Raw genomic sequence first — 24,906 nt, forward strand, 5'->3', positions numbered from 1 at the left:
CTAGAACTATTTTAGCGATCAGCAGTGCGCATTTGTGAATGTTCAACACGCCCTAGTTATAAAGACAACAGCCATAAATGTGCCGATAATCATATATCGGTTCACTAACTGGTGAGTTGATAGATTCTGATACAACAGTGCTCAACACTAAGGAGTAAACGTGTTAGATTTAGCGCTAAAGGATTTGAGTAGTCACTTTTCTCAAAAACTTTAATAGCGTGATGTAAATATTAATATAAGTACCAATAATATAAGTACCATTCCCTAAGCACCATTCATAGAAAGGAGTTTTTTATGGCAGTTGACAGCGAACAAACGACAGAAGAAGCAAGGTTTATTAAACAATCCCGCAACTTTGATATTCAGCGCGTTATTGTCAAGATCGGCTCATCGTTATTGACCAATAATGGTCGCGGGCTTGATCGAACTGCTATCTATGGTTGGGCAAAACAGATTGCCAAACTGCATAATCAAGGTATGGAAGTGTTACTGGTGTCATCAGGTGCCGTGGCTGAAGGCGTAGTACGGATGAATCTAGAAGAGCGTCCCAAGAAGCTTATGGCACTACAAGCTTGCGCTTCTATCGGTCAGATGGGTTTGATCGAAACTTGGTGGTCAGCGCTGATTCAGCATGGCGTCCAAAGCGCGCAGCTACTACTAACTCATGATGATCTATCTAACCGTAGCCGTTATTTGAATACTGGCGGCGCTTTAACTCAGTTGTTAGAGTGGCGCGTACTACCGGTCATTAATGAGAATGATACGATCACCATTGATGAGATTAAATTCGGTGACAACGATACTTTAGGGGCGATGTCAGCGGCCTTAGTCAATGCTGATCTATACATCATCTTAACCGATCAAGACGGGGTGTTTACCGATAACCCGCGCGACAATCCCGATGCGAAGATGATCCGTCAAGAGCGAGCGATGGCTGATTATTTGTTTGACATCGCCGGTGATGGGGGCAAACTTGGGCGCGGTGGTATGCTGACGAAGATTCGTGCTGGACGCCTTGCAGCCATGGGCGGTTGCCCAACTGTGATCGTCAGCGGTGCCATTGATGATGTGATTACTCGTGTGGTCTCAGGCGAGGCGTTAGGGACTTTATTGACTACCAATGAAGCGGACAAAATCATCGCTCGTAAACAGTGGCTTGCCGCGCATCTACGTATGGCGGGTAGTTTAATCGTTGATGCTGGCGCAGCTAAAGCACTCGTTGAGCAAAATCGCAGCTTATTACCCGTTGGGGTGGTAGAGGTACGTGGTGGTTTTGATGAGGGTGATGTCGTCGAAATCGTGCATCAAGATACCAATGAGCGAATAGCGGTTGGCCAAGTCAACTTTTCTTCACATGAAGCTCAGCGCGTAGCACGTGAGCGTACTGAGCAGTTTGACAAGATTCTTGGTGATAAAGATGAGCGTATAGTTATGGTGCACCGCGACAATTTAGCTTTAACTTCATAATGTTTGATTAATACGTCATATTTGATTTTTTGTAGGGCAGGTTAGCGATAGTATAACCTGCCTTAAGTTTAACGTTTTTGTTGAGCTACTTGGTATTTGCTTTACCACTTAGGCGACAATAAAATTTTATAATAATACCTATTTCTACTTTGGAGATTTGTCAATGAGTGTTTCAGACAATAGCCGTTCGCCTAAGCACGAATTTGCACCCCTAAAAAACGACAGATTGCTGCGCGCCATGCGTTTTGAGCCGATAGATACCACTCCAGTATGGATGATGCGTCAAGCAGGTCGTTATTTGCCAGAGTATAAAGCAACCCGCGCGGAAGCGGGCGACTTTATGAGCTTATGTAGAGATACGGCGCGTGCGACAGAAGTTACTATGCAGCCCCTGCGTCGTATGGATTTAGATGCGGCTATTTTGTTTAGTGATATCTTGACGATCCCGGACGCTATGGGCTTAGGCTTGTATTTTGAAACGGGCGAAGGTCCTAAATTTAAGCATCCTATTCGCCAGCAAGCCGATCTTGATCGTTTGCCAACCTTAGATGTCAATGACTCTTTGGATTACGTGATGCACGCCGTGACTAGCATCCGTAAAGAGCTCAATGGTCAAGTGCCGTTGTTCGGTTTTTCAGGTAGTCCTTGGACACTAGCGACTTATATGATTGAGGGTGGTAGCTCAAAAGACTATCGCTATACTAAAGGCTTTTTGTATAGTAACCCTGAGTTTTTGCATCAGTTGTTAGACAAGCTAGCGATAGCAGTCATTGATTACTTAGATGCCCAAGTCGTCGCTGGCGCGCAAGTCTTACAGATATTTGATAGCTGGGGCGGGGCGCTAGGCCATCGTCAATTTATCGACTTCTCGCATGCTTATAATAAGCGCATTGTCGCGGAGTTAAAGCAGCGTCATCCAGATGTGCCTGTGGTACTATTTACCAAAGGCGGCGGACTATGGCTCGATGTGCAAGCCGATAGCGCCGCGGATGCGTTGGGGTTAGACTGGACTATGCCACTCGACCGTGCTCGCCAAGTATTGACTGAGAGTCAGCGTGATTTGACTAAGCGCCATAAAACCTTGCAAGGCAGTAAGGCTATTCAAGGTAATCTGGATCCTGCGACTTTATATGGCTCTCCAGAGAGCATTCGTAGCGAGGTTAAGCTGATGCTAGATGGCGCTTATGCCGGTGGTGACAAGACAGGGTATATTGCTAATTTAGGCCATGGTATTACTCAGTGGGTTAACCCTGACAATGCAAAAGTCTTTGTCGATGCCGTGCATGACTACCAGATTTAGACGCTAAGTTTAGAAGGTATGAGTTTGGTATTGAGAGCGGCATTAAGTTTTAAAAAAGGATAAGTTATGATTTCAGCAGCGATTGTCGGTGGTACAGGGTATACAGGTATTGAGCTTATTCGTTTATTATCTGCCCATCCTAAGGTGTCTATTGATCTATTGACCTCACGAAGTGAAGCGGGCACTCGCGCTGATGAGATTTTTCCAAGCTTGCGCGGGATATCAGATATTGTCTTTAGTGATCTAGGTGAAGATACGCTTGCAGCGCTGCAAAAGTGCGACGTGGTATTTTTTGCTACCCCGCATGGCGTAGCGATGCAGCAGGCCGAAGCTTTAACCGCGTCTGGTATTAAAGTCGTCGACCTAGCCGCTGACTTTCGTTTGCAGTCTTTGGCGGAGTTTGAAAAATGGTATAAGCAATCACACGCGTGTCCTGACCTGCTCAAAAGCGCAGTTTATGGCCTACCAGAGATCAACCGTGATAAATTAGCTGATGCTATGCTAGTAGGAAATCCAGGCTGCTATCCGACCACTGCTATTTTAGGTTTAAAACCGATTATCGCGTTGCAAAATCAGCAAAATGAGCGTTTGATAGAGTCTCGTATCGTAATCGATGCTAAGTCTGGGGTCTCAGGTGCAGGTCGCCAAGCGAGTCTGGCGCTAAATTATGCTGAAACCACTGATAATTTTAAGGCGTACGGAGTGACAGGACATCGTCATTTGCCTGAGATTGAGCAAGGGGTGGAGCAGCTATTAGCGAGTCAATTCACGCAGCGCATCCGCTTTTTACCGCACTTAGTACCTATGATACGCGGTATGTTCAGCTCTATTCATTTAGAGCTGACTGAGTCAGGTGCTGCTATCGATTGGCAGCAGGAGTTTGAGAGTAGCTATAACGGTGAGGCTTTTATTGATGTATTGCCGACTGGTGTATATCCTGACACGCGTAGTGTACGCGCCAGCAACCGTTTGCGTATCGCGATCTATCAAGACAATGAGCGCCGTGAGCTGACAGTACTGGTGGTTCAAGATAATTTAGTCAAAGGTGCAGCAGGGCAGGCCGTACAAAACATGAATGTGATGTTTGGGTTTGAGGAATCAATGGGCCTTAACGCAGCGCCGATTGTCCCTTGATAGGTTTTTATCGCAGTAATGTCTATCGTAGTAATTTTTTTATATTAGTAATTAAGCCAAAAATTCAGTGAAAAGGCGTGATTACTAATGTAAATTGATAAAGCTAATTACTGACGCTATAAGTTAGGGATAAACTTACCTTTATGAAGTCTAACAATGACTGAGGCTGACAATAATCTGACCAAGGATGTTGACTATTGATTCATTTGGCTTACAGGGCGATGCTAGGTATTGCCCATAAATTCCGTTATAATGTCTTGCCTTTCCTCTTAAGAGATACTGTCCAGATGCGTACTAAGACTGCTATTTGCTTACGCTTGCCGCCAGTACCTTTGCCTTATCAGGACGATTTACTGTCTTTTAAATCAGGCTTGACAGCGCAGCAAACCACTAGCAATGATGACACTCAGTCATTAATGAGCGAGGCACAGCAAATAAAAGTGGATGATTATCCATTGAAGCGTAGCGCTATAACAGCTTCGGGCAGTAAGCAGCTTTATGGTACTGGTTTTAAAAGCAAACAAGCAGGGGCTGCGTCTTGGATATTAGCGTTGTTTGCAGCAGCCATCCTGCTTACAGTGATAGTAGGGTTAGCTTTAGGTCATAGCTTGGGTTACAAGCGTGGCTACCATGCTCTAGAAGTGCAGAATAAACAAGCAATCAACAGTACCCAGATGACCGTGCAAGAGTTAGAGGAGATGCGAGCAAGTTATAAGGAGCTGAGCAATCAAGTTGCGGTAGCTAAGCAAGAGCTGACCATCAGTCTAAATAACTTGGATGAGCTGCGTGAGAATCAAAAAGAGCTTAGTCTTGAAAACAAGCAGCTTAATCAGCTCAACGAGGTTTATGCTGCGGCTCTCAGTGAAGAAGGTGGCCTACCGCTGCAAGTCCTAGGGGCCAAAATTGAGCCACTACCAGAAGACGCTTTTGAGTTTGGCTTTGATGTCGCTATGCTAAGCGAAGACGGTCAGGCAAAACGTTTGAATGCCACTTTGATGTTACTGAACGACGATGATTTCGTGGAAGTTCCCTTAGATTCGGCAAGTTATTTGCTCAAAGGGATTACTCGTATTCGTGGCCGCTTTGTCATGCCTAACAACTTTGAACCATTACAAGTCAAACTGGTACTGACAGCAGACGGTCAAGAAGTTGAGCAGCTATATGACTGGACGCTAGGAGATCGAGTAGATAGTATGCCGCTGTCTTTGATAGATCTGCCAGAAGTGGATCAGTCTCCTATATAGGCGCACGCCTTAAATCCCTGACACCTTAAATTATCCAGTATGAGTCTAGCTACAAGAAGTAACTGGTAGCTGGTCTTTACATTTTTATCTTAATATTATTATGAAGTTATTATGATGACACCTCAATTATCAATCGCTAAAAACAGTGAGACAACGGTAATGGATTGGCATTTGCCTAGTATGCCGGCAGGTATCCGTGCGCAAGATGATGACCCAGATACCCAAGGCGAGCCGCAAGCCGATGTATTGGTGGCTGAGCCTGAGGTCGCTAAGCCGCCTATGTATGCGGTGGTGATGTACAATGACAACTATACGCCTATGGAGTTTGTGGTCTATGTGCTGCAATCAGAGTTTAAGCATAACGTCGATTCTGCGGTACAAATCATGTTGACGATTCATAATACTAGTAAAGGAATAGCCGGTATCTATCCTAAAGATATTGCTGAAACAAAAGCCAAAAAGGTCAATAGCTTAGCGCATCGTGAAGGTTATCCGCTGCTAACGCAAATTGAACCACATCAAGGCGAATAAGTTATAATCGAGTTTAAATCTTCTTACAAATAAACGATTAATCAACTCATTTGCCTTTATTTTTATAAGGCCATTGCAGAGCCCTTTTTATATTATCTCCTTGTTTTATCACTTGATTTTTATGATAGGCAGCCCTATATAGTTTATAAGGGCTGCACTTATATCGTTACTACAGCCTTTCTTTCATTCAGCTATCGCTGCTACAGCTTTGTATTTTATCTTCTTTAAACTGTCATTCTTTTCAATTTATTATCACCTTCAATCTCATTAGTCAGCGTTCAAGCGGCTGGTGATCGTATGCTTGTTCACGCGTTTATCTTATAGCTTATATGCCTTGATACATTTTAGTCGTTGTTAAAAGATTGACTATCTACGGCTATCATGTTGATATGAATAAACGCTGATGAAATACTCAGTCAGTAATGAATAAGAGCTATTATCCAGTCATAACCCCGATATTTGCGCTTGAACATTCACCATACCGCCCTAATTTATCAGTTAAGCTATTCAATTATAAAAAGTTATACAACCGTAGGAATTCGTTATGTTAAGTCGTCATCTTGAAGTTTCTTTACGTTTAGCAATGACGCTTGCGCGCCAAAAATCGCATGAGTATCTCACTGTTGAGCACTTACTACTAGCGCTGCTTGAGAACACTCACGCGGCCAACACACTGACAGCCTGCAATGCTAATATCTCAAGCTTGCGTACAGAGCTTGAAACTTATATTAATAAGCATACGCCAACGGTAGATGTCGATCTAGAGCAGTCTCCGCAGCCGACTCAAAGCTTCGATCGTATCTTGCAGCGAGCTATTTTTCATGTGCAGTCTATTGGCGGTGGCCGTTTGGTTGAAGGGTCAGATATTTTAGTTTCTATGTTCTCAGAGCATGATACTTACGCTGTTTATTTGCTCAAAAAACAAGGCATCAGCCGCTTGGAGCTGACTCAATATCTCTCGCACGGTCAAGACAAAGACGAGCCTGCGGAGTCGCGCTCTTCTATGACGGGCGAGCGCCGTAGTGCTCAAGAGAAGACCAGTAAAGATCCTCTAGTGGAGTTTGCTACTAACCTTAATCAGCGCGCCGCTGAAGGCAAGACAGATCCACTCATTGGTCGTGCCCTAGAGATTGAGCGCACTGCCCAAGTATTATGCCGCCGCCGCAAAAACAACCCGCTGTTAGTCGGTGAGCCTGGCGTGGGTAAAACCTCCATTGCTGAAGGTTTAGCTTGGTTAATTATCAATGATAAAGCGCCCAAACCACTCAAAGGCTGCGTGATTTATAGTTTAGATATCGGTTCGCTAATTGCTGGTACTAAGTATCGCGGCGACTTTGAGAAACGTATGAAGTCATTGCTTGATGCGCTCAAGAAAAAGCCAAATGCCATCTTGTTTATCGATGAGATACACATGATTATCGGTGCTGGCTCCTCTATGAGTAGCAATATGGACGTCTCTAATCTGATCAAGCCGGCGTTAGCCAATGGCGAGCTGCGCTGTGTTGGTTCCACGACCTTTACAGAATATCGTCAAGTGTTCGAAAAGGATCATGCACTCTCGCGTCGTTTCCAAAAGATCGATGTCAAAGAGCCTAGCGTAGACGACAGTATTGATATTTTGCGCGGTCTAAAACCGCGTTATGAAGAGTTTCATAATGTCGAATATACTGACGAGGCTTTAGTTAGCGCAGTAGAGCTGTCCTCGAAGCATATTCATGAGCGTTTCTTGCCAGACAAAGCGATCGATATTATCGACGAAGCGGGTGCGTACAAGCGTTTGGGTGTAATTCCTGATGCCGAAGACATCAAAGCTGAAGAGAGCTTTATCGCCGATCTCGAACAAGACATCGATGAAACTGATTATGATGATATCGACGCCAGTCTTGAAGACGACACTGATAACGAGATGAGTGAGCAAGCAGCATTAGCGAAGTCGGATGATAAGTCGCAGACTCATACAAATGCTCAGCAAGCTACTGATTTTGATTATGCTGCCTCTAATAAGGCACAAAAAGCACCGATTAAAATCGATGTGGCTGATATCGAAGCGATTGTTGCAAAACTAGCTCGTATTCCGCCTAAGTCTGTCTCTACCGATGACAAGAGTATCCTTGAGCATTTAGATCGTGACCTTAAACATCTCGTCTTTGGTCAAAACGAAGCGATTGAAAACCTAGCGGATGCGATCAAACTATCGCGTGCCGGTCTTAAAGCGCCAGACAAGCCTATCGGCTCCTTTATGTTTGCAGGGCCTACTGGGGTGGGTAAAACCGAAGTTTCGCGCCAATTGGCTAATTTGCTGGGCGTTGAGCTGGTCCGTTTCGATATGAGTGAGTATATGGAAGCGCATACAGCCTCTCGTCTGATTGGTGCACCTCCAGGCTATGTTGGTTTTGATCAGGGCGGCTTATTGACTGAAAAGATCAATCAGCATCCGCACTGTGTGTTGTTGCTTGATGAGATTGAAAAAGCGCATCCTGATGTCTTTAACTTGCTACTGCAAGTGATGGATCATGGTACTTTGACAGACAATAATGGCCGTGTAGCAGTCTTTAAACAAGTTATCATCATCATGACCACTAACGTGGGCGCTGAGAGTATTAGCCGCTCATCTATGGGTTTCACGGAGCAAGACCATAGCCGTGATAATACTGAAGCGCTCAAGCGGGTGTTTACTCCAGAGTTTCGTAACCGCTTAGATGCGATTATTCAGTTCAACGCGTTAGAGCCTTCAGTTGTCACCTCAGTGGTTGATAAGTTCTTGGTTGAGCTACAAGTCCAGCTCGATGACAAACAAGTCACTCTTGAGATTGATGACGAAGTACGTGATTATCTAGCGGATAAAGGCTATGATCGTCTGATGGGCGCACGTCCTATGCAGCGCCTCATTCAAGATGAGATTAAAAAACCGCTTGCCAGTATGATCTTGTTCGGTGATTTGGTAAATGGCGGGGTTGTGCAGCTCACTTTAGCACCGGAAGAGGAGCAGACGACAGAGTCGGTAGATCTTGATAAGAGCAGCCGCAAAGCAAAGAGTTCAGACGACAGCCGTATACTTTTGACAGTCGTTGAGACTCATGAGCCGCGCTCAGATTCTGAATCTGTCGCTAGTTAATATGTTCTTTGGTTACTATAACGACTATCTCTATCTATAGAGGTAGTCGTTTTTTTATGCACTTATTCTTGTTTGAGCTAATTTGTTTGCTCAATTTATTTTAAAAGTCTAATGAAAAACAACCGTTATTTTTGTTACCCTCGCTAGTAAGATTTACTGATAATTAATAAGGCTTGATAACCATGAATTTATTTGACGATCTATCTGATGATGACTCTAACACTAAGACTGCCGCCGAAAAAAAGGCGATTTTAGATAAAGTAAAGCTCCCAGAGGATTGGAAGCGCGCTCTAGAGGAGGAGCTGACCTCAGAGAATATGGATGAGCTGCGTGAGTTCTTAAAGCAAGCTTATCAGTCAGGTGATAGTATCTATCCGCCAGCGCCTTTAATGTTCAATGCGCTAAACTTGACGCCTTTATCGAATGTCAAAGTGGTTATTCTCGGCCAAGACCCTTATCATGGCGCAGGGCAAGCGATGGGTTTATCTTTTTCCGTCCCTAAGACCATACCTAAGCCACCATCGCTGAATAACGTACTAAAAGAGATGGCAAGCGATATCGGTGTCACGCCCTCTAAGCATGGCGATCTAACCTATTGGGCACAGCAAGGAGTATTATTACTCAACAGCTCGTTGACGGTTCGCGAGGGCGAGCCCAATAGCCATCAAAACGCGGGATGGGAGCAGTTCACCGACAAAGTTATCGATGTGGTCAATGAGCAAACTGAGCATACTGTCTTTATCTTATGGGGCAGCAAAGCGCAGAAAAAAGGCAAGTATATCGATACCGATAAGCACCTGATTTTGACGGCGGTACATCCTTCGCCATTAGCTGCTAATCGTGGAGGCTTCTTTGGCACAAGACCTTTTTCGAAAACGAACGATTATCTCAAGCAGCATGGTCAGACACCGATCGATTGGCAATTACCGCAGTAGCTTACTATGTTTACTATGCAAATGAGCAGTCAACGTTTATTATTACTGCCTTTGTGGCAGTTCTCTAATGCTTTGCAGCCTTTACAGGTTAATAATGAGCTATCTAGGGCAGTTACTGATAACGAGCTGGCCAATTGTCGTTTTTGGTCACTTACAGATTACTACTGGATGCAGTATGCTCTGACGCTTGCTAAGCGGGGCGCTGGGCAGGGAGAGGTACCAGTAGGCGCCGTTTTAGTCCATGATCATAGCATTATCGGTGAAGGGTTTAATGAGCCTATAGGCCGTCACGATGCGACAGCTCATGCGGAGATGACAGCCATAAGAGCGGCTTGTCGGCATCTTAATAATTATCGCTTGCCGGTGGGTACTACATTATATGTTACCTTAGAGCCTTGTACGATGTGCATCGGCGCCCTTATTCATGCGCGTGTAGGCAGGCTCGTTTATGCCGCTAATGAGCCGCGCGCTGGTATGGTCGGCAGTCAGATGAATCTGAGCACTCAGCCTTTTTATAATCATCAGATACAAGTACAACAAGGGCTATGCCAAGAGTCTAGCAGTCAACTACTAAAAGCATTTTTTCGTCAGCGCCGACAGGCGTTAAAAGCTAGTAAAATTCAGCAAACACAGCACCAGTAAGTACTGTAAGAGTAGACATGTTATCCAAAGGCTAATAAAAGCGATGCCATCGTCAGACAATGGCATCTATCTAGTGCTAGTGGCAGCCGCGTTATCTTGCTATAATATGACGCTATTTAATTGCGTGAACCTGCTTTATTAGTCGATAAAAGTTTTTAGCTAGCTACTAGCTATTACTTGAATTGATAATTGCTTCTATCAGCGTTTTGCTGACTAGGACTGCTAACCAATAATGACTGAGCCATTATGACTGCACCTGAGCTATCTAACCCCTCTGTTAAGACTGACTCTGCTAATCAACAGAGCCAAGTGTTGCCAGAACGCTTTCCTGTGATTTGTATCGACGGTCCTAGTGGTGCCGGTAAAGGTACGGTTGCTTGGCGATTGGCGCAAAGCTTGGACTATCAATTGCTAGATTCTGGAGCCTTATATCGGATCGTCGGTCTAAAAGCTTTTGAGGCCGGATTGCTGGGTGCTGATGGCAGTAAGACTATTGATGAAGCTGCTTTGTTGCAGCTAACCCAAAGCTTAGACATTGCGTTTGAGCTGAATAATACCTCAGGGCGTATCGATATTATCGTCAATGATGAGCGCGTTGGTGAGCAAGTCCGTAATGAGACAGTTGGTGGTTATGCTTCGAAAGTGGCGGTATTTCCTGAAGTGCGCCAAGCTTTGTTGCAGCTACAGAAAGATATGGCTACGCGCTCAGGTCTAGTGGCTGATGGCCGTGATATGGGTACAGTCGTGTTTCCTGATGCTGATGTTAAGGTCTACCTTACAGCTAGCCCTGAGGCGCGAGCTGAACGCCGAGTATGTCAGCTAGAGCAGGCCGGACAAGTTGCGGACTACCAGGCTATCTTAACGACGATTAAAGCGCGCGACGATCGTGATGAGAACCGGAGCACTGCGCCGTCAAAGCCTGCCTCCGATGCGCTAGTATTAGATAGTTCAGCACTGCCTGCGGATGTGGTTTACGAGCAGATTAAAAGCTACTGTCAGCAACAAGGGATATGCTTTTGACAGAAATATAACGATTAATGAGTCGTAAATGATGCAGTTTTAGGGTAAAATAGTAAGATTAAAGCATTGAGTCATATTTTCACTATTTGCATGTGTTTCTACTTAATACTAAAAATAGTATAATACTGATTTAACTAGGTTTTTAGACTGTTGTTACTAGTGAGTTGCTACAACGACGCGCTTATTATTAACAACTGTTTTTTTATATGATTTTATAAGATATAAAACCAGCATAACGTTTTATAAAATCATAAATTTGATCCGTACTGTGCTGGACAGGCTACGGCTACACAAAGGTAGATATAATGGAATCATTTGCTGAACTATTTGAAGCGAGCATCGAAGAAACAGGCTTAGATATCGAGCGTGGCTCGGTTATCACAGGTGCTGTTGTTGCCATCGATAACGACTGGATCACTGTAGATACTGGTCTTAAATCTGAAGGTATCGTCGCTCGTGAAGAGTTTTTAAGCGAAGAAGGCGAACTTGAAGTTGAAGTTGGCGATAGTGTTGATGTTGTCGTTGAAGCCGTAGATAACGGTATGGGTCAAACTTTACTGTCACGCGAAAAAGCGAAGCGTGTTGAGACTTGGAACTTCCTAGAGAAGATCGCCGATAACGATGAAATCGTTAAAGGTATTATCTCAAGCAAAGTTAAAGGCGGTTTCACCGTTGATATCGGTTCAGTACGCGCTTTCCTACCAGGTTCATTGGTTGACGTTCGTCCTATCCGTGATACCACGCATCTTGAAGGCAAAGAGCTAGAGTTCAAAGTGATCAAACTTGATCAAAAGCGTAACAACGTTGTGGTTAGCCGCCGTGCGGTTATGGAAGCTGAAAATTCAGCTGAGCGCGAAGAGCTGTTGAACAAGCTTGAAGAAGGTATCGAGATCGAAGGTATCGTTAAAAACCTAACCGATTACGGTGCGTTCGTTGATCTTGGTGGTATCGATGGTCTACTTCACATCACTGACATGGCATGGCGCCGTATCAAGCACCCATCTGAGGTGGTTGAAGTCGGTCAAGACCTAAAAGTTAAAGTACTGAAGTTTGACCGTGAGCGTAACCGCGTAAGCCTAGGTCTGAAGCAATTAGGCACAGATCCTTGGGATAACGTTGGTGGTACTTACCCAGTAGGTAGTATCGTTAAAGCTCGCGTCACCAACCTAACTGACTATGGTTGTTTCGCTGAGATCTCTGAAGGCATCGAAGGTCTAGTCCACGTATCAGAGATGGATCACACCAATAAGAACATCCATCCTTCAAAAGTCGTACAAGTTGGCGATGAGATTGATGTGATGATCCTTGATATTGACGAAGAGCGTCGTCGTATCAGCCTAGGTATCAAACAGACTCTAGCAAACCCATGGGATGAGTTCGATAAGAAGCATGAGCGCGGTGATAAGATCACAGGTACTATCAAGTCTATCACTGACTTTGGTATCTTCATCGGTCTAGACGGCGGTATCGACGGTCTGGTTCATCTATCTGATATTTCTTGGAATGAGACTGGCGAAGAAGCTATCCGTAACTACAACAAAGGCGACACCGTTGAAGCTATGGTATTGTCTGTAGATGCAGAAGCGAACCGTATTAGCTTAGGCGTGAAGCAGTTAAGTTCTGATCCATTCAACGAATACCTAGTCGCTAATGATCGCGGCGCTATCGTTAATGGTAAAGTCAAAGAAGTTGATGCTAAAGGCGCGACTGTTGAGCTTGCTGATGAAGTTGAAGGCTATCTACGTGCCTCTGAGATTCAACGTGACCGCGTAGAAGATGCGACTAAGCATCTATCTGCTGGTGATGACGTTGAAGCGAAAATCATCAGTGTTGATCGCAAAACGCGTAACATCAGCTTGTCTATCAAAGCTAAAGACGAAGCTGAAGAGCGTCAAGCGATTAAAGATCTTGGCGGTGCAGGAGCAGCTCCAGCAGCAGGTTCTGATGCTCAGCCTAAGACTATTGGTGACTTGATCAAAGAGCAAATGCAGTAAATCTCTGATTTGTTTGTATAGATAATAAATAAAAAAGCGACTTCGGTCGCTTTTTTTTATGTTCTAATTTCGATAGGTCTTAATATTAGTTGTCAAATAACAGATAACAAAGCCGCTTTTTATAAAAAATAAAAAACTTTTAGCTAAAATGAGCAAACTTTGATTTCTATTTGTTTTTATTTGAGATATCATTTGTCACCACGAGTTTTGAGACGTAAACTAATATTAAGTGCTTGAACAAGTGCAGTTTTTTGTTTTTAATCTGACAAATCTAAATCAATAAGGCAAGTGTGACAATGCAGCAAGCGATAAATAAATCTGACTTTATTAATAATTTGAGTGTCAGCTGTGATCCAATGGCTGAGAGCGTGGTTGATGATGCAGTGCGTGAAATACTCAATCTTATGGTAGACACTTTAGCGAATGATGGCCGTGTTGAAGTACGCGGTTTTGGTAGCTTTTGTTTGCATCACAGACGCGCGCGTATAGGGCGCAACCCCAAAACGGGAGAAAGTGTACCTGTCCCTGCAAAAGCTATTCCGCATTTCAAGCCAGGTAAAGCGCTACGTGAAGCGGTCAATGACAAAATAGCGGTATAGTTACTTTTGGCTTGATATTGCAGCTAAGGTTTTGATCGAGATTAGCCTCTACCAACAGATGACTACTAACTAAAAGGTAACCCATTATGCGCTTTATACTGTTTGTCCTACTATTTTTGAGCTTTGCCTACGCGCTTGGTTTGGTATTAGCAAATAATTCTGATATTGGGGTGAATTTGTTATTCTCACAAGCGCCTGCTATGAACTTAGGGTTGCTGCTGATTTTGAGTATGACTCTGGGTATTGTAATTGGTCTTATACTGTCGTTATTACTGTTTCGAGTATTTCAGAATAAATGGGAAATTTCTCGTCTGCAAAAAAGTAACGCCCATCTACAAGAGCAGCTCAATCAAGCCAATATCGCTATCGATCGTCAAGCGAATGCACCCACCGCCGAACAAGCTGTCTATGGCACGCCAGCTCAGCCTGACGTAGTCGCTGATGAAAGTGATAACACCATTGCTGCTAAGACCAGTACCATCAGCAAAAATCCTCGTCGTTGATGGAGTTATTGCATCACTTTAATACCAAATCACTAATTACTATTTAAAAAAAGCGGTAAACTCATGACGGATATTTTGGCGCCTCTCAAAGCAGCTTCTACAACCCTGACTTCTCCTGTTGTTGTGGCTTTAGATAATACTTCCTTAGACGCCGCTCTTGCGTTAGCAGATAAACTACACCCTACGCTGTGCCGTCTTAAAGTAGGCAAGGAGCTATTTACCCGCTCAGGGCCTGCTATCGTACAGGCGCTACAAAAGCGAGGCTTTGAGGTATTCTTAGACCTCAAGTTCCATGATATTCCTAATACTACCGCGCAAGCCGTCATGGCTGCGGCTGATTTAGGTGTATGGATGGTTAATGTCCACGCTAGCTGCGGTTATGATGCTATGGCACTAGCAAAACAGCGCCTAGTCGAAGGCGGCTATGATACCTTGCTGATTGCAGTGACCGTACTGACCTCGATGAATCAACAGAATTTAGCGCAAATTGGGGTCAATAATGAGCTTGAAACTCAAGTCAGTAGGCTTGCACAATTGACCCAAAAAGCTGGTCTCGATGGGGTGGTTTGCTCTGCGCAAGAGGCAAAAAGGCTTAAGACATTATGCGGTGATGATTTTAAACTGATTACCCCAGGTATCCGTTTGCCAGAAGATAACAGTGATGATCAGCAGCGCATTTGTACGCCTAAGCAAGCCTTGCAAGACGGCGCGGACTATCTAGTGATCGGCCGCTCTATTACCAACTCGCCTGATCCTACCACGAAGCTACAGACTATTTTACGAAGTATAGATATCTAAGGTATAGCTGCTATCGGTATAAGCTATTATGATGAGATATCGTTAACGCCGCTTTATACTATTATAAAAAGACAACCTAGCCGTTGTCTTTTTTAGTCTCTAACGCCATATAAATAAATGCTACACTAGGTGAGCATTTTAGCTTTATCGCTACCACGGTTTAGAGTCTACGTTGTTAACCTATTTATTATATTGAGTTGTATGAAATTCCAGATATTAAGCGATCTTCATATCGATAGCTATGTCAGACAATCGCATCCCATAGGACATATTCCAAAGACTGATGCTGATATTGTGTTGGTCGCAGGCGACACCGCTAATAGTGACAGCGGTATGCCTTGGCTACAACAGCAAGCGGCACGGCTACAAGTCCCTCTGCTAACGATTGCAGGTAATCACGAATATTTTAACGAAGATATTTTGCATTTTGATAAAAAGCTAGCGACTTGGGATAACTACGATGCGACTCAGCATTTAGGCTTGCGTTTTTTGCAGTGTCAGCATATCGACATTGGTGAGGTACGAATATTAGGCTGTACGTTATGGACGGACTATCAATATCAGGCTAATGGCGATACTATAGATATTGCCAAGCGCTTTATGCGCGACTATAAGCAAATATATGCAGGTCATGAGCTGTTTTCACCAGAGGTCTCAATACAGATTCATGATGAGCAGCGGCAATGGCTCAAGCAAGCGCTGATAGCCGCCAAGCAGTTAGGCAAAAAAACGGTAGTGATGACTCACCATAGTATTAGCCCTTTATCAGTGTCCCAAAAGTACGCGACCTTACCGAGTAACGCCGCTTTTGTCACCGATTTGTCTGCTTGGATGTTTGAGGACTGGGCGCCAACGCTTTGGGTGCATGGTCATACTCATGAAGCCTTTGATTACCGTATCAATGACACTCGTGTTATCGTCAATCCGCGTGCTTATCCTAACGAAGTGAGCAGTACTGCTCTTGAGTTCGCTTGGGATAGAGTTATCGAAGTATAAGATAGCGAGTGGGTTTTATGATGGCTACAGTAGTGACTCAAATTGTATTTTCCCCTTATAAATAAACAGCTCGTTATACTATCTTTTATGACTAATACTACTGATCCTAAGCATACTAACTCTCATGTGAGTGTGCACTCAAGACATAGTCCAAGCATGCCAGCTCCAGCGCATCTGCCAGATAGCATGATGTCTTCTGTTGGGGTGTTGCCTGAGGACAAGCGACTGATATTATTTACTCGGCACTCTTTACGTGAGCGCTCAGACGGTAACGGTTTTGCCAGTTATCAGCTGCCTTTGACTCCTAGAGGCCGCGTGTTAGCCAAATCTTGGGGACGTTGGCTCGCAGGGCATCTGCCGTACTCCTTAGATGTGGATAGTCTCTCAAGTCCGATAGGACGCTGTATAGACACCGCTATGCTCATGCAACAAGGCGCAGGTCTTAGCCGTAGTATTGTCCATCAATCACTACTGGTAGAGCCGGGTAGCTTAGTCACCGACCCTGAGATTGCCAATCCGATATTTAAAGAGATTGGCGTGCTGAACTTTATCAATCGTTTTTTGCAAAACAATCTTGAGGGGACCAAGAATCCCTATCAAGGCGGCTTAGATATTCTCTCACTATTTTATCAACATCAGCCGCAGCCAGGTCATATGCTGCTAGCAGTGAGTCATGATACCTTGTTATCGGCATTCTTAGCGGTCATGCTCGACTTTATAGAGATCGACTGGAATGATTGGCCCAAAATGATGGAAGGGGTGTTTTTATGGTTCGATGAAGGCGCTTTTGAGAAGGTGAACGCTAACCTGATATGGCGAGGTGAGCATTATATCCGCCCAGTGAGTCATTTGTTAGAGACCTATTATAATGCTTCAGGCTTTGGTAGTGATAAGCTGCTGCTGCCGTCAGAGGTAAAATGGGATTGAGATAACTGAGCTTGTAGCTAATCACTGAGTTTGTAGTTGATAACTAAGCTTTCAGCTATTTCCGCCAGCTTAATAGTTATTGTATAGCGCCAATAGGCTTCACTAACTTACACCCGTAAAAACTGACAGCCATAAAAAAACCTTGTCTCAGCATTTTAGCCTGTGACAAGGTTTTTTAGGTTTAAACCTAGCAATCTAAATAAGAGTATTCTCTTATGATTAAGCTTGTAAGCCTTTGATTGCTTTGTTCAAACGGCTCTTACGACGAGCAGCTTTATTCTTGTGAATAATGCCTTTGTCAGCCATACGGTCTAAAACCGGTACCGCTTTGTTGTAAGCTTCAGTTGCCGCATCATAGTCTTTTGACTCGATAGCTGCATCTACACGCTTAAGGTAAGTGCGAACCATAGAGCGCTGTGAAGCAGAGTGTTGGCGACGTTTGGTGTTTTGACGGGCGCGTTTACGAGCTTGTGCAGTATTAGCCACGCGTATCTCCTTGATAAAGACAGATAAAAATATGAATGTTGAATACAGTAATAGTTTTAACCATCATCGGTGACGAGCAGCCGTCTCGCCAAACATGATGTTGATGCCAAATGTACAGTAAGTCATCAAAGGCGTCAAAGCCGTTTGGAATAATTAAATAGCTTCGACGTGTAAAGCCGGTCATTTTAACAAATTCTTGCTCTAAGAACAATATATTTGAGCGAAGAAGCATAAAGAAGTGTGTATTTAAGTAGCAGTGATATGATATCGCTGCTATTCATTGAAGCGACTAGACGCCTTTTGTGAACAAAGTTTCTGCTTTATCGATATTTACTTCTACCGCCGATTTTTTTGATAAAATCTCTTACAATTAATGATAAGCAATCATAGAGTGAATCGGTTAACTTATAATAGCTGTTGTCGATAAGACTAAAATATATGAGACGATAACCAAAAGATTGACTATAAAATATTTGACTATAAAGATGGATAAGCTATGCAGCGAAAAGCAATTGTAATTGGCGCCACAGGTTTGGTAGGGCAATACTTAGTAAAGCAATTAAGTGAGATTTATGACACTTTAATCGTGATTGCGAGACGACCGCTGCGTTACATCAATGCCAGTATTCATTTTTATCAAGTGAATGACTTCGATAACTTAGCCGAAATATGTGCCAATATTGGCGCTGATCAAAATACCGATGCTTTTAGCTGCTTAGGGACCACTCGCAAGCTAGCCGGTAGTGATGAGGCATTTCGTAAAGTCGATCACGATTATAATGTCAGCTTTGCAAAATTATGCCGAGAAAAAGGCGTAGAGAATTTCTTTTTATTATCTGCAATGAATAATGATATCGACAGTCGTTTCTTATATAACCGAGTAAAAGCAGAGACCGAGCAGTCCATTAGAGCATTGGGTTTCAAACAGCTCCTTATTTTTCGTCCCTCGTTATTACTGGGTAAACACAAAGGGCGAACGCTTGAGAATGTGAGTCAAAACATCTTTAAGGTGTTTTCGCCTTTGGTACCAGAGTCGCTATCCATCCATCCTATTAGCGCTAGACGAGTCGCAAGCGCGATGACTATGAGCGCTAATAACCTTTATGAGCGCCGCAAATTTCAGTCCGCTAATCTGCCTAGTACCACAAGTATTATTGAAAATAAGCAGATGCTTGCGATGACGCGAGTAAAGCACTAGTATGAATATATGACTAGCTAAGTAAGCCCGCTCTTATAAAATAGCCTAAGTAAAAATTATCAATAAAAACTGAACAAGGAAGATAACTATGCCAGATATTAATGAGATGACGAAAGAAGATTTTGTGACCTGCGACTTATTAGACGCTAATCCTGAATCACAAGTTTGCTTGCCTAATATCGAAGGTAAGTCGTTTTATAGCTTTGGCGGCAAAGATAAATTCTGCGGTGAGATTGTCACGGTTAAGTGCTTTGAAGATAATAGCCGTGTCAAAGCGTTATTGAATAGTAATGGCAAAGACGCTGATGGCAACGGAAAGGTATTAGTTGTCGATGGTGGCGGTTCTATGCGCTGCGCGCTGCTTGGTGATATGATCGCGCAAGCGGCTATTGATAATGGCTGGGCAGGCGTTGTGGTCTACGGCTGTGTCCGTGATGTCGATGATATGGCGCAGATGGACATAGGAGTAATGGCATTAGGCTGTATTCCGCGCAAATCAACGCGCCGTGATGAAGGGCAAACGGATATTGAAATTAGTTTTGGTGATTTGACGCTTAATTCTGGTATGTTTGTCTATGCTGACAATAACGGCATAATTGCTAGTGATAAAGCATTACTGTAGCAGCTCGATTTATATAGCGGTTAAATTTATAAGTCAGATATCGACATCAAGATCAAAAAGTAGCTAAGCGCTGACTGCACTGATGCAGGTTCGCGCTTAGCTATGTTTATTGGATACCCTTAAACTAACCGTCCATACCTCTAAAATGAAAAGTTTGAAACGGACAAGTCCTCAAACTGACAAACCGTTACCGCATAACTTTTGGTCAATGGCCAAAAAATTCGTATAATATCTCTTTATTTTTCATATCCCTTATCCGCTAACTTCGATACTACTCTTTATGCCTATCACTGCTTTGACTGACGCTTTTTATCCTATTAACAAGCAACTTTTTCCTATTAAGGATCATCAGCGGCGCTGGCTGGCGCCTGTGCATGGGGCGGTGAGTAGCCTTTGGCTTGCAAGCTTGGTCAATACTGAGTTATGGCAGGTGGCTGATCGGCTCAAGATTATGGTAGCGCGCGATCAAAACCAGCTCAATCAGATTGAGACTGAACTGGCGTTTTGCGGCGTCGATGCTTATGTGTTCCCTGATTGGGAGACTTTGACTTATGATGAGCTATCGCCGCACCAAGACATCGTCAGTGAGCGTATCAATCTATTGACCGATATGCCGACGACAGGAGTGCTATTGATATCGGTGCAGACACTGATGCAGCGAGTCGCGCCACCAAGTTGGCTGATCGGCCAGCACTTTGACTTGAGCGTAGGTGATATTTTCGATATCAATACTCAGCGCGAACTACTGGCAAAAGCAGGCTACCGAGCAGTCGAAAACGTCTTTGAGCCTGGTGAGTTTGCGGTACGCGGTAGTATCATCGACATCTTTGCTATGGGTCAGCCGTTTCCACTGCGTCTTGATCTGTTTGATGATGAGATTGAGACTATTCGTTTTTTTCATCCGCAAACGCAGCGCACTTTAACTGAAGATGATTTGCGAGCTATGCTATCGGGTAACGACAGTATCATGGGCGCAGAGTCGCTGTCGCTATTACATAAGCTCCCTGATATCTCAAAACCCATTAAGAAATTCCAAATCTTGCCTGCTAAAGAATTTCCACTGGATGAAGGCCGCGAAACCTTCAGAACAAACTTTGCTGCGATGTTCCCAAATGCCAGTAGCCGCAAGTTTGAGTTACATAAAGACGTGATGGCAGGGATTGCGAGTAGTGGTCTTGAGTATTATCAGCCGCTGTTTTTTGATCTAAATAATTGGCAAGAAGAGAGTAGTTTATTTAATTATCTGCCCAGTGACGTGCTATTTATTACTGATGAGCTTATCGGTGAGCGGCAAGTCGATTATTGGTCGCAAATACAGCGCCGTTATGAAGAGCGTCGCCACGATATCGATAAGCCAATACTTGCGCCTGAATTCCTATATTTGCCTGCTAATCGCTTTAACGAGCAGCTCAATCAGTATCCACGCGTGATCGTTAGCGCCCGCAGTGAGCTGGCGACGAGTCAGACTCAGGCGGCAATGGAGGATAACAGCTCAGATAATCAAAAGGTGCAAGGACTAGTGACCTTAAGCGCCCAAGAGCCGCCGCAGTTGTCTGTCAACCACCAAAAATCTGAGCCTTTAGCTGATCTGTTAGCTTTCCTAGAACTACAGAGCCAAACGGCAACGCCGGTGTTAATCGTCGCTGAAACCGCAGGCCGGCGTGAAATTCTCATTGAGTTATTCAAAGGTAAAATTGAGACCAAAGCTTATGATAGTTTTAGAGACTTTTTAGCTATCGATCATAGCAGCATAGCTCATAACGACCCTAATAAGCATAGTCGTTTGCCTCATGTTGGGTTGACCGTCGCACCGATTGAGCGCGGCGTTTATGTGCCTGAGCGCTTAGTGGTGATCAGCGAGACACAACTGTTTGGCCGGCAAGTGCTGCAAACGCGCCGTCGGCGTCAAAGCGGGGTCTCAGAAGAGTTCTTAGTTAAAAGCGTCACTGAGCTGACCCAAGGTAGCCCCGTGGTGCATATTGAGCACGGTATAGGGCGCTATGATGGCTTAATCCTTCTAGATGTAGGTGATGGTGAGCAAGAGTTTATTCACTTAAAATATGCTGATGATGCGAGTATTTATGTGCCCGTAGCCAATCTGCAAATGATCAGCCGTTACAGTGGTGGCGATCCGGCCTTAGCGCCACTGCATAAAATCGGTAGCGGCAAATGGGACAAAGCCAAACAAAAAGCCTTACAACAAATTCATGATGTAGCGGCTGAACTCTTAAACATGCAGGCAAGACGTGAGGCCAGAGTCGGTATCCACTTTAAGATTGAGCCGTCGCAGTATGAGCTATTCGCCAGCCAGTTTGCCTTTGAAGAGACGCCCGATCAAGCCAACGCCATTCACGCAGTGATGGAAGACATGCGCCAAAACCAACCGATGGATCGCCTGATCTGCGGTGATGTTGGCTTTGGTAAGACAGAAGTGGCGATGCGAGCCGCCTTTATTGCGGTTAGCGCCGGTTATCAAGTGGCGGTGTTAGTACCGACGACGTTGCTTGCCGGTCAGCATGAAGATAACTTTCGCGACCGCTTCGCCGATTGGCCAGTGCGCATTGAGACTTTATCGCGCTTTGGCGGCAAAAAACATCAAGATACAGTGCTTGCAGATTTGGCCGCTGGTAAAGTGGATATCATTATCGGTACGCACAAGCTGCTACAAAAAGACGTCGAGTTCTCCAATTTGGGTTTGATGATCGTTGATGAAGAGCACCGTTTTGGCGTACGTCATAAAGAGCGTATCAAGGCCATTCAGACGGATGTCGATAGTTTGTCGATGACTGCCACACCGATTCCGCGTACGCTCAATATGGCGCTGTCTGGTATGCGTGATATGTCGATTATCGCCACACCGCCTGCGCGCCGCTTAGCGATCAAGACTTTTGTCATGCAAAAGACCGAAGCATTAATGAAAGAGGCGATTCTGCGAGAGCTGTTACGCGGCGGACAAGTCTATCTGCTGCACAATGATGTGGCGAGTATTGAGCGCATGGCAGAGACGATACGTGAGTTGGTGCCAGAAGCTAGAGTAGGTGTCGCGCATGGGCAGATGCAAGAGCGGCAACTTGAGCAAATCATGCAGCAGTTTTATCACAAAAAGTTTAATGTATTGGTTTGCTCAACCATTATCGAGACCGGCATCGACGTGCCTAATGCCAACACCATTATCATTGAGCGCGCAGATAAGTTTGGACTTGCGCAGCTGCATCAACTGCGTGGCCGCGTAGGTCGTAGTCATCATCAAGCGTACTGTTATTTACTGGTGCCATCGCTCAAAGGTCTAAAAGGTGATGCAAAGCGCCGACTACGCGCTATTGAACGCGCTAATACGCTTGGCGCTGGTTTCATGCTAGCAAGTGAAGATTTAGAGATTCGCGGGGCAGGCGAGATACTAGGTAAACAGCAAAGCGGTAATATGCAAGCGATTGGGTTTAGCCTCTATATGGATATGCTCGAGCGTGCGACTAAGGCGATTAAAGCAGGCAAAGAGCCTGATCTCAATACGCCATTGTCGCTGACTAGTGAAATTAACTTGCATAGCTCAGCACTGATTCCAGAAGAATATGTGCACGATGTGCATCAGCGCCTGCTATTTTATAAACGTATTAGTAATGCTGATGATATTGACGCCCTCACCGATATCCGTACGGAAATGATAGATCGCTTCGGGGGGCTACCGGATCAAACCAAGCAGCTGTTTGCTGTACATGGTCTGCGGCTGCAAGCTGAGCCCTTGATGATCAATAAGATTGATGCCAATAGTAGCAGCGTCAGCTTAGAGTTTGCCCCTGATACCCCAGTCGATGCTTTGGCTATTATTAAACTCATTCAATCAAATGGACAAAAGTATCGGATGAATGGCGCCTCAGGTATCCGCTACAGTGATGCAGATAATCTAGAAAGCGCTGAGCAAAGAGTCAAAGCTGTGGAGAAGCTACTAAAGTACTTTAGCGAGCATATGACAGCAGAGCTGGCTTAAGGGAATTGCTAACACGGCTACAACGATAACTGCTAAAATAGCTTTAATTACTTCTACCTTTTTATTATATTTATTATTAGAGAAATACATCTTATGTTTCAATTGCATCCTAAGCTTGCTAGCGATAGTTTTTTGGTTGGTGATTTTCCTTTATCCACCTGCCGTTTGATCAATGATTGCCAGTTTCCTTGGCTGATATTGGTGCCGCGAGTGACTGGAATAACCGAGCTATATGAGCTCTCAGAGGCCGATCAAAACCAGTTTTTACGCGAGTCAAGTTGGTTGTCGAGTCAACTGGCCAAGACTTTTCAAGCCGAAAAGATGAATGTTGCCGCTTTAGGTAATCAAGTACCGCAGCTGCATTTCCATCATATTGTGCGTTATCAAAACGATATTAAATGGCCAAATCCAGTATGGGGCACGCCTGCTATTCCTTATACGCAAGAAGTACTAGCGCAAATGCAGCAGCCGCTAATGATGGCACTACGTGGGCATCATCAAATGCCGTTCGATTGGCAAATGTAGTCAAGCCATAATGTTATAAACACGTCTTAGTACTTTCTAAATAACCTTATGGTGATATAAGCGAGTTTTAGCTTATGTCACCATTCACCATAAAGCGTTTCACATTATACCCAGAGTCAGCGTGTGGTCTATGTGTCGGCAGATATGGGCGCGATGTTTACTGCCGTAAAGCTTGAGGTTATTAAACGCTTGCAAGCCGATTATGGCGACTTGTATAACGATGATAATGTGATGCTTGCCGCTACCCACACTCATGTAGGCAATGCTGGCTACTCGCACCAGCAGCTGTATCAAATAGCTAGTATCGACGATACGCTAGCAGGCTATAGCAGCCAAAACTTCAACGCCATCGTTGGCGGTATTGTCACCTCAATCAAGCGCGCTCACGATACTTTGACGCCAGGGACGCTCTCTTTGGCACAAGGCGAGTTAAAAGGGGCGACCGTTAACCGCTCAGAGTTTGCTTATAACCATAATGTCGACGCGCAAGACTTCGATACCAATGTCAATGAGACCATGCCAAGCCGCAGCTATCAAAAAGGCGAGGTCGCTACAGCAGTATTTCGCGCCACCCATTCCAAAAACAATCTGCGAACTGAAGACAGCTTCTTAGCGGTGTAGCGCTATGAGAACGGTCAATGGATTGACTATTTAAGCGATAGCGACTTTGAGACCACTTATACTTGGCAGCGTCAAGGTGCGGCATATAGTAAGGCGATTATCGATTGGCGCATAGCAGATGATACGCCAGCTGGCACTTATCGCTTGACTCATTACGGAGATTGGAAGAGTGGCTGGACACACAAAATCAAGCCGTACTCAGGCACTTCTAATAGGGCGTGTTGAACATTCACAAATGCGCACTGCTGATCGCTAAAATAGTTC

General features: G+C 44.5%; 21 protein-coding genes and 1 pseudogene. 21 read left to right on the top strand and 1 reads right to left on the bottom strand.

The features are described from left to right. Positions 1-294 precede the first annotated feature (294 nt). From proB to I3248_RS10575, 15 genes are all read left to right on the top strand, one after another. Positions 295-1,467 (top strand): glutamate 5-kinase, encoded by a 1,173-nt coding sequence (proB, locus tag I3248_RS10505; RefSeq protein ID WP_025647055.1) that lies wholly within the window; start codon positions 295-297, stop codon positions 1,465-1,467. Positions 1,468-1,630: 163 nt separating this feature from the next. After that, the gene (gene hemE / locus I3248_RS10510; protein WP_238063648.1) at positions 1,631-2,767 is read left to right on the top strand and encodes a uroporphyrinogen decarboxylase; all 1,137 of its coding nucleotides are present in this window, start codon (positions 1,631-1,633) and stop codon (positions 2,765-2,767) included. Between the two features lie 66 nt (positions 2,768-2,833). Continuing rightward, positions 2,834-3,901 carry an N-acetyl-gamma-glutamyl-phosphate reductase gene (argC, locus tag I3248_RS10515; protein ID WP_201558041.1) on the top strand — a complete coding sequence of 356 codons (1,068 nt, stop codon included), beginning with the start codon at positions 2,834-2,836 and terminating at the stop codon, positions 3,899-3,901. 287 nt (positions 3,902-4,188) lie between these two features. After that, entirely contained in the window at positions 4,189-5,145 is a 957-nt protein-coding gene (locus tag I3248_RS10520) for a hypothetical protein (RefSeq protein WP_238063650.1), read from the top strand. A 114-nt stretch (positions 5,146-5,259) separates the two neighbouring features. Beyond that, complete coding sequence (locus I3248_RS10525; RefSeq protein ID WP_238063661.1) at positions 5,260-5,676, top strand: ATP-dependent Clp protease adaptor ClpS; 417 nt, start codon at positions 5,260-5,262, stop codon at positions 5,674-5,676. Positions 5,677-6,220: 544 nt separating this feature from the next. Further along, positions 6,221-8,791 (top strand): ATP-dependent Clp protease ATP-binding subunit ClpA, encoded by a 2,571-nt coding sequence (gene clpA, locus I3248_RS10530; RefSeq protein ID WP_238063651.1) that lies wholly within the window; start codon positions 6,221-6,223, stop codon positions 8,789-8,791. 182 nt (positions 8,792-8,973) lie between these two features. Beyond that, a complete protein-coding gene (locus I3248_RS10535) occupies positions 8,974-9,726 on the top strand; it encodes a uracil-DNA glycosylase (protein WP_238063652.1) in 753 nt (250 codons plus the stop codon). Between the two features lie 6 nt (positions 9,727-9,732). Then, complete coding sequence (tadA, locus tag I3248_RS10540) at positions 9,733-10,368, top strand: tRNA adenosine(34) deaminase TadA (RefSeq protein ID WP_269117187.1); 636 nt, start codon at positions 9,733-9,735, stop codon at positions 10,366-10,368. A 246-nt stretch (positions 10,369-10,614) separates the two neighbouring features. Continuing rightward, positions 10,615-11,388, top strand: coding sequence for a (d)CMP kinase (gene cmk, locus I3248_RS10545; protein WP_201559670.1), 774 nt, complete (start codon positions 10,615-10,617; stop codon positions 11,386-11,388). A gap of 305 nt (positions 11,389-11,693) precedes the next feature. After that, on the top strand, positions 11,694-13,382 hold the full coding sequence (gene rpsA / locus I3248_RS10550) for a 30S ribosomal protein S1 (protein ID WP_201559669.1): 1,689 nt from the start codon (positions 11,694-11,696) through the stop codon (positions 13,380-13,382). A gap of 296 nt (positions 13,383-13,678) precedes the next feature. Continuing rightward, positions 13,679-13,981, top strand: a complete 303-nt coding sequence (locus tag I3248_RS10555) for an HU family DNA-binding protein (protein ID WP_025647046.1) — start codon at positions 13,679-13,681, stop codon at positions 13,979-13,981. Between the two features lie 86 nt (positions 13,982-14,067). Beyond that, positions 14,068-14,484, top strand: coding sequence for a LapA family protein (locus I3248_RS10560; protein WP_238063653.1), 417 nt, complete (start codon positions 14,068-14,070; stop codon positions 14,482-14,484). 63 nt (positions 14,485-14,547) lie between these two features. Continuing rightward, positions 14,548-15,282: an orotidine-5'-phosphate decarboxylase gene (gene pyrF / locus I3248_RS10565; RefSeq protein ID WP_238063654.1), complete on the top strand. Its 735-nt coding sequence runs from the start codon at positions 14,548-14,550 to the stop codon at positions 15,280-15,282. Positions 15,283-15,483: 201 nt separating this feature from the next. After that, positions 15,484-16,278: a metallophosphoesterase gene (locus tag I3248_RS10570; protein WP_238063655.1), complete on the top strand. Its 795-nt coding sequence runs from the start codon at positions 15,484-15,486 to the stop codon at positions 16,276-16,278. Positions 16,279-16,365: 87 nt separating this feature from the next. After that, positions 16,366-17,205 (top strand): histidine phosphatase family protein, encoded by an 840-nt coding sequence (locus I3248_RS10575; protein ID WP_238063656.1) that lies wholly within the window; start codon positions 16,366-16,368, stop codon positions 17,203-17,205. A 219-nt stretch (positions 17,206-17,424) separates the two neighbouring features. Here the strand turns inward: I3248_RS10575 and rpsT are convergent, their stop codons facing one another. Then, positions 17,425-17,691: a 30S ribosomal protein S20 gene (rpsT, locus tag I3248_RS10580; RefSeq protein ID WP_025647041.1), complete on the bottom strand. Its 267-nt coding sequence runs from the start codon at positions 17,689-17,691 to the stop codon at positions 17,425-17,427. A 496-nt stretch (positions 17,692-18,187) separates the two neighbouring features. Between rpsT and I3248_RS10585 the strand changes: the two genes are divergently transcribed. The 6 genes and pseudogenes from I3248_RS10585 (at position 18,188) to I3248_RS10610 (ending at position 24,867) form a co-directional block, all read left to right on the top strand. Beyond that, positions 18,188-18,889, top strand: coding sequence for an NAD-dependent epimerase/dehydratase family protein (locus I3248_RS10585; protein WP_238063657.1), 702 nt, complete (start codon positions 18,188-18,190; stop codon positions 18,887-18,889). A gap of 106 nt (positions 18,890-18,995) precedes the next feature. Then, a complete protein-coding gene (gene rraA, locus I3248_RS10590; RefSeq protein WP_025647038.1) occupies positions 18,996-19,511 on the top strand; it encodes a ribonuclease E activity regulator RraA in 516 nt (171 codons plus the stop codon). 280 nt (positions 19,512-19,791) lie between these two features. After that, positions 19,792-23,496, top strand: coding sequence for a transcription-repair coupling factor (gene mfd, locus I3248_RS10595; protein WP_238063658.1), 3,705 nt, complete (start codon positions 19,792-19,794; stop codon positions 23,494-23,496). A gap of 93 nt (positions 23,497-23,589) precedes the next feature. Then, a complete protein-coding gene (locus I3248_RS10600; RefSeq protein WP_025647036.1) occupies positions 23,590-24,021 on the top strand; it encodes an HIT family protein in 432 nt (143 codons plus the stop codon). A 120-nt stretch (positions 24,022-24,141) separates the two neighbouring features. Further along, positions 24,142-24,642: pseudogene (locus tag I3248_RS10605) on the top strand (neutral/alkaline non-lysosomal ceramidase N-terminal domain-containing protein); the annotation flags it as partial. A gap of 21 nt (positions 24,643-24,663) precedes the next feature. Further along, positions 24,664-24,867 (top strand): neutral/alkaline non-lysosomal ceramidase C-terminal domain-containing protein, encoded by a 204-nt coding sequence (locus I3248_RS10610; protein WP_238063663.1) that lies wholly within the window; start codon positions 24,664-24,666, stop codon positions 24,865-24,867. The last annotated feature ends 39 nt before the right edge of the window (positions 24,868-24,906 follow it).

The organism is Psychrobacter sp. Ps3 (assembly GCF_022129275.1).
In the GTDB taxonomy this organism is placed as follows: domain Bacteria; phylum Pseudomonadota; class Gammaproteobacteria; order Pseudomonadales; family Moraxellaceae; genus Psychrobacter; species Psychrobacter submarinus.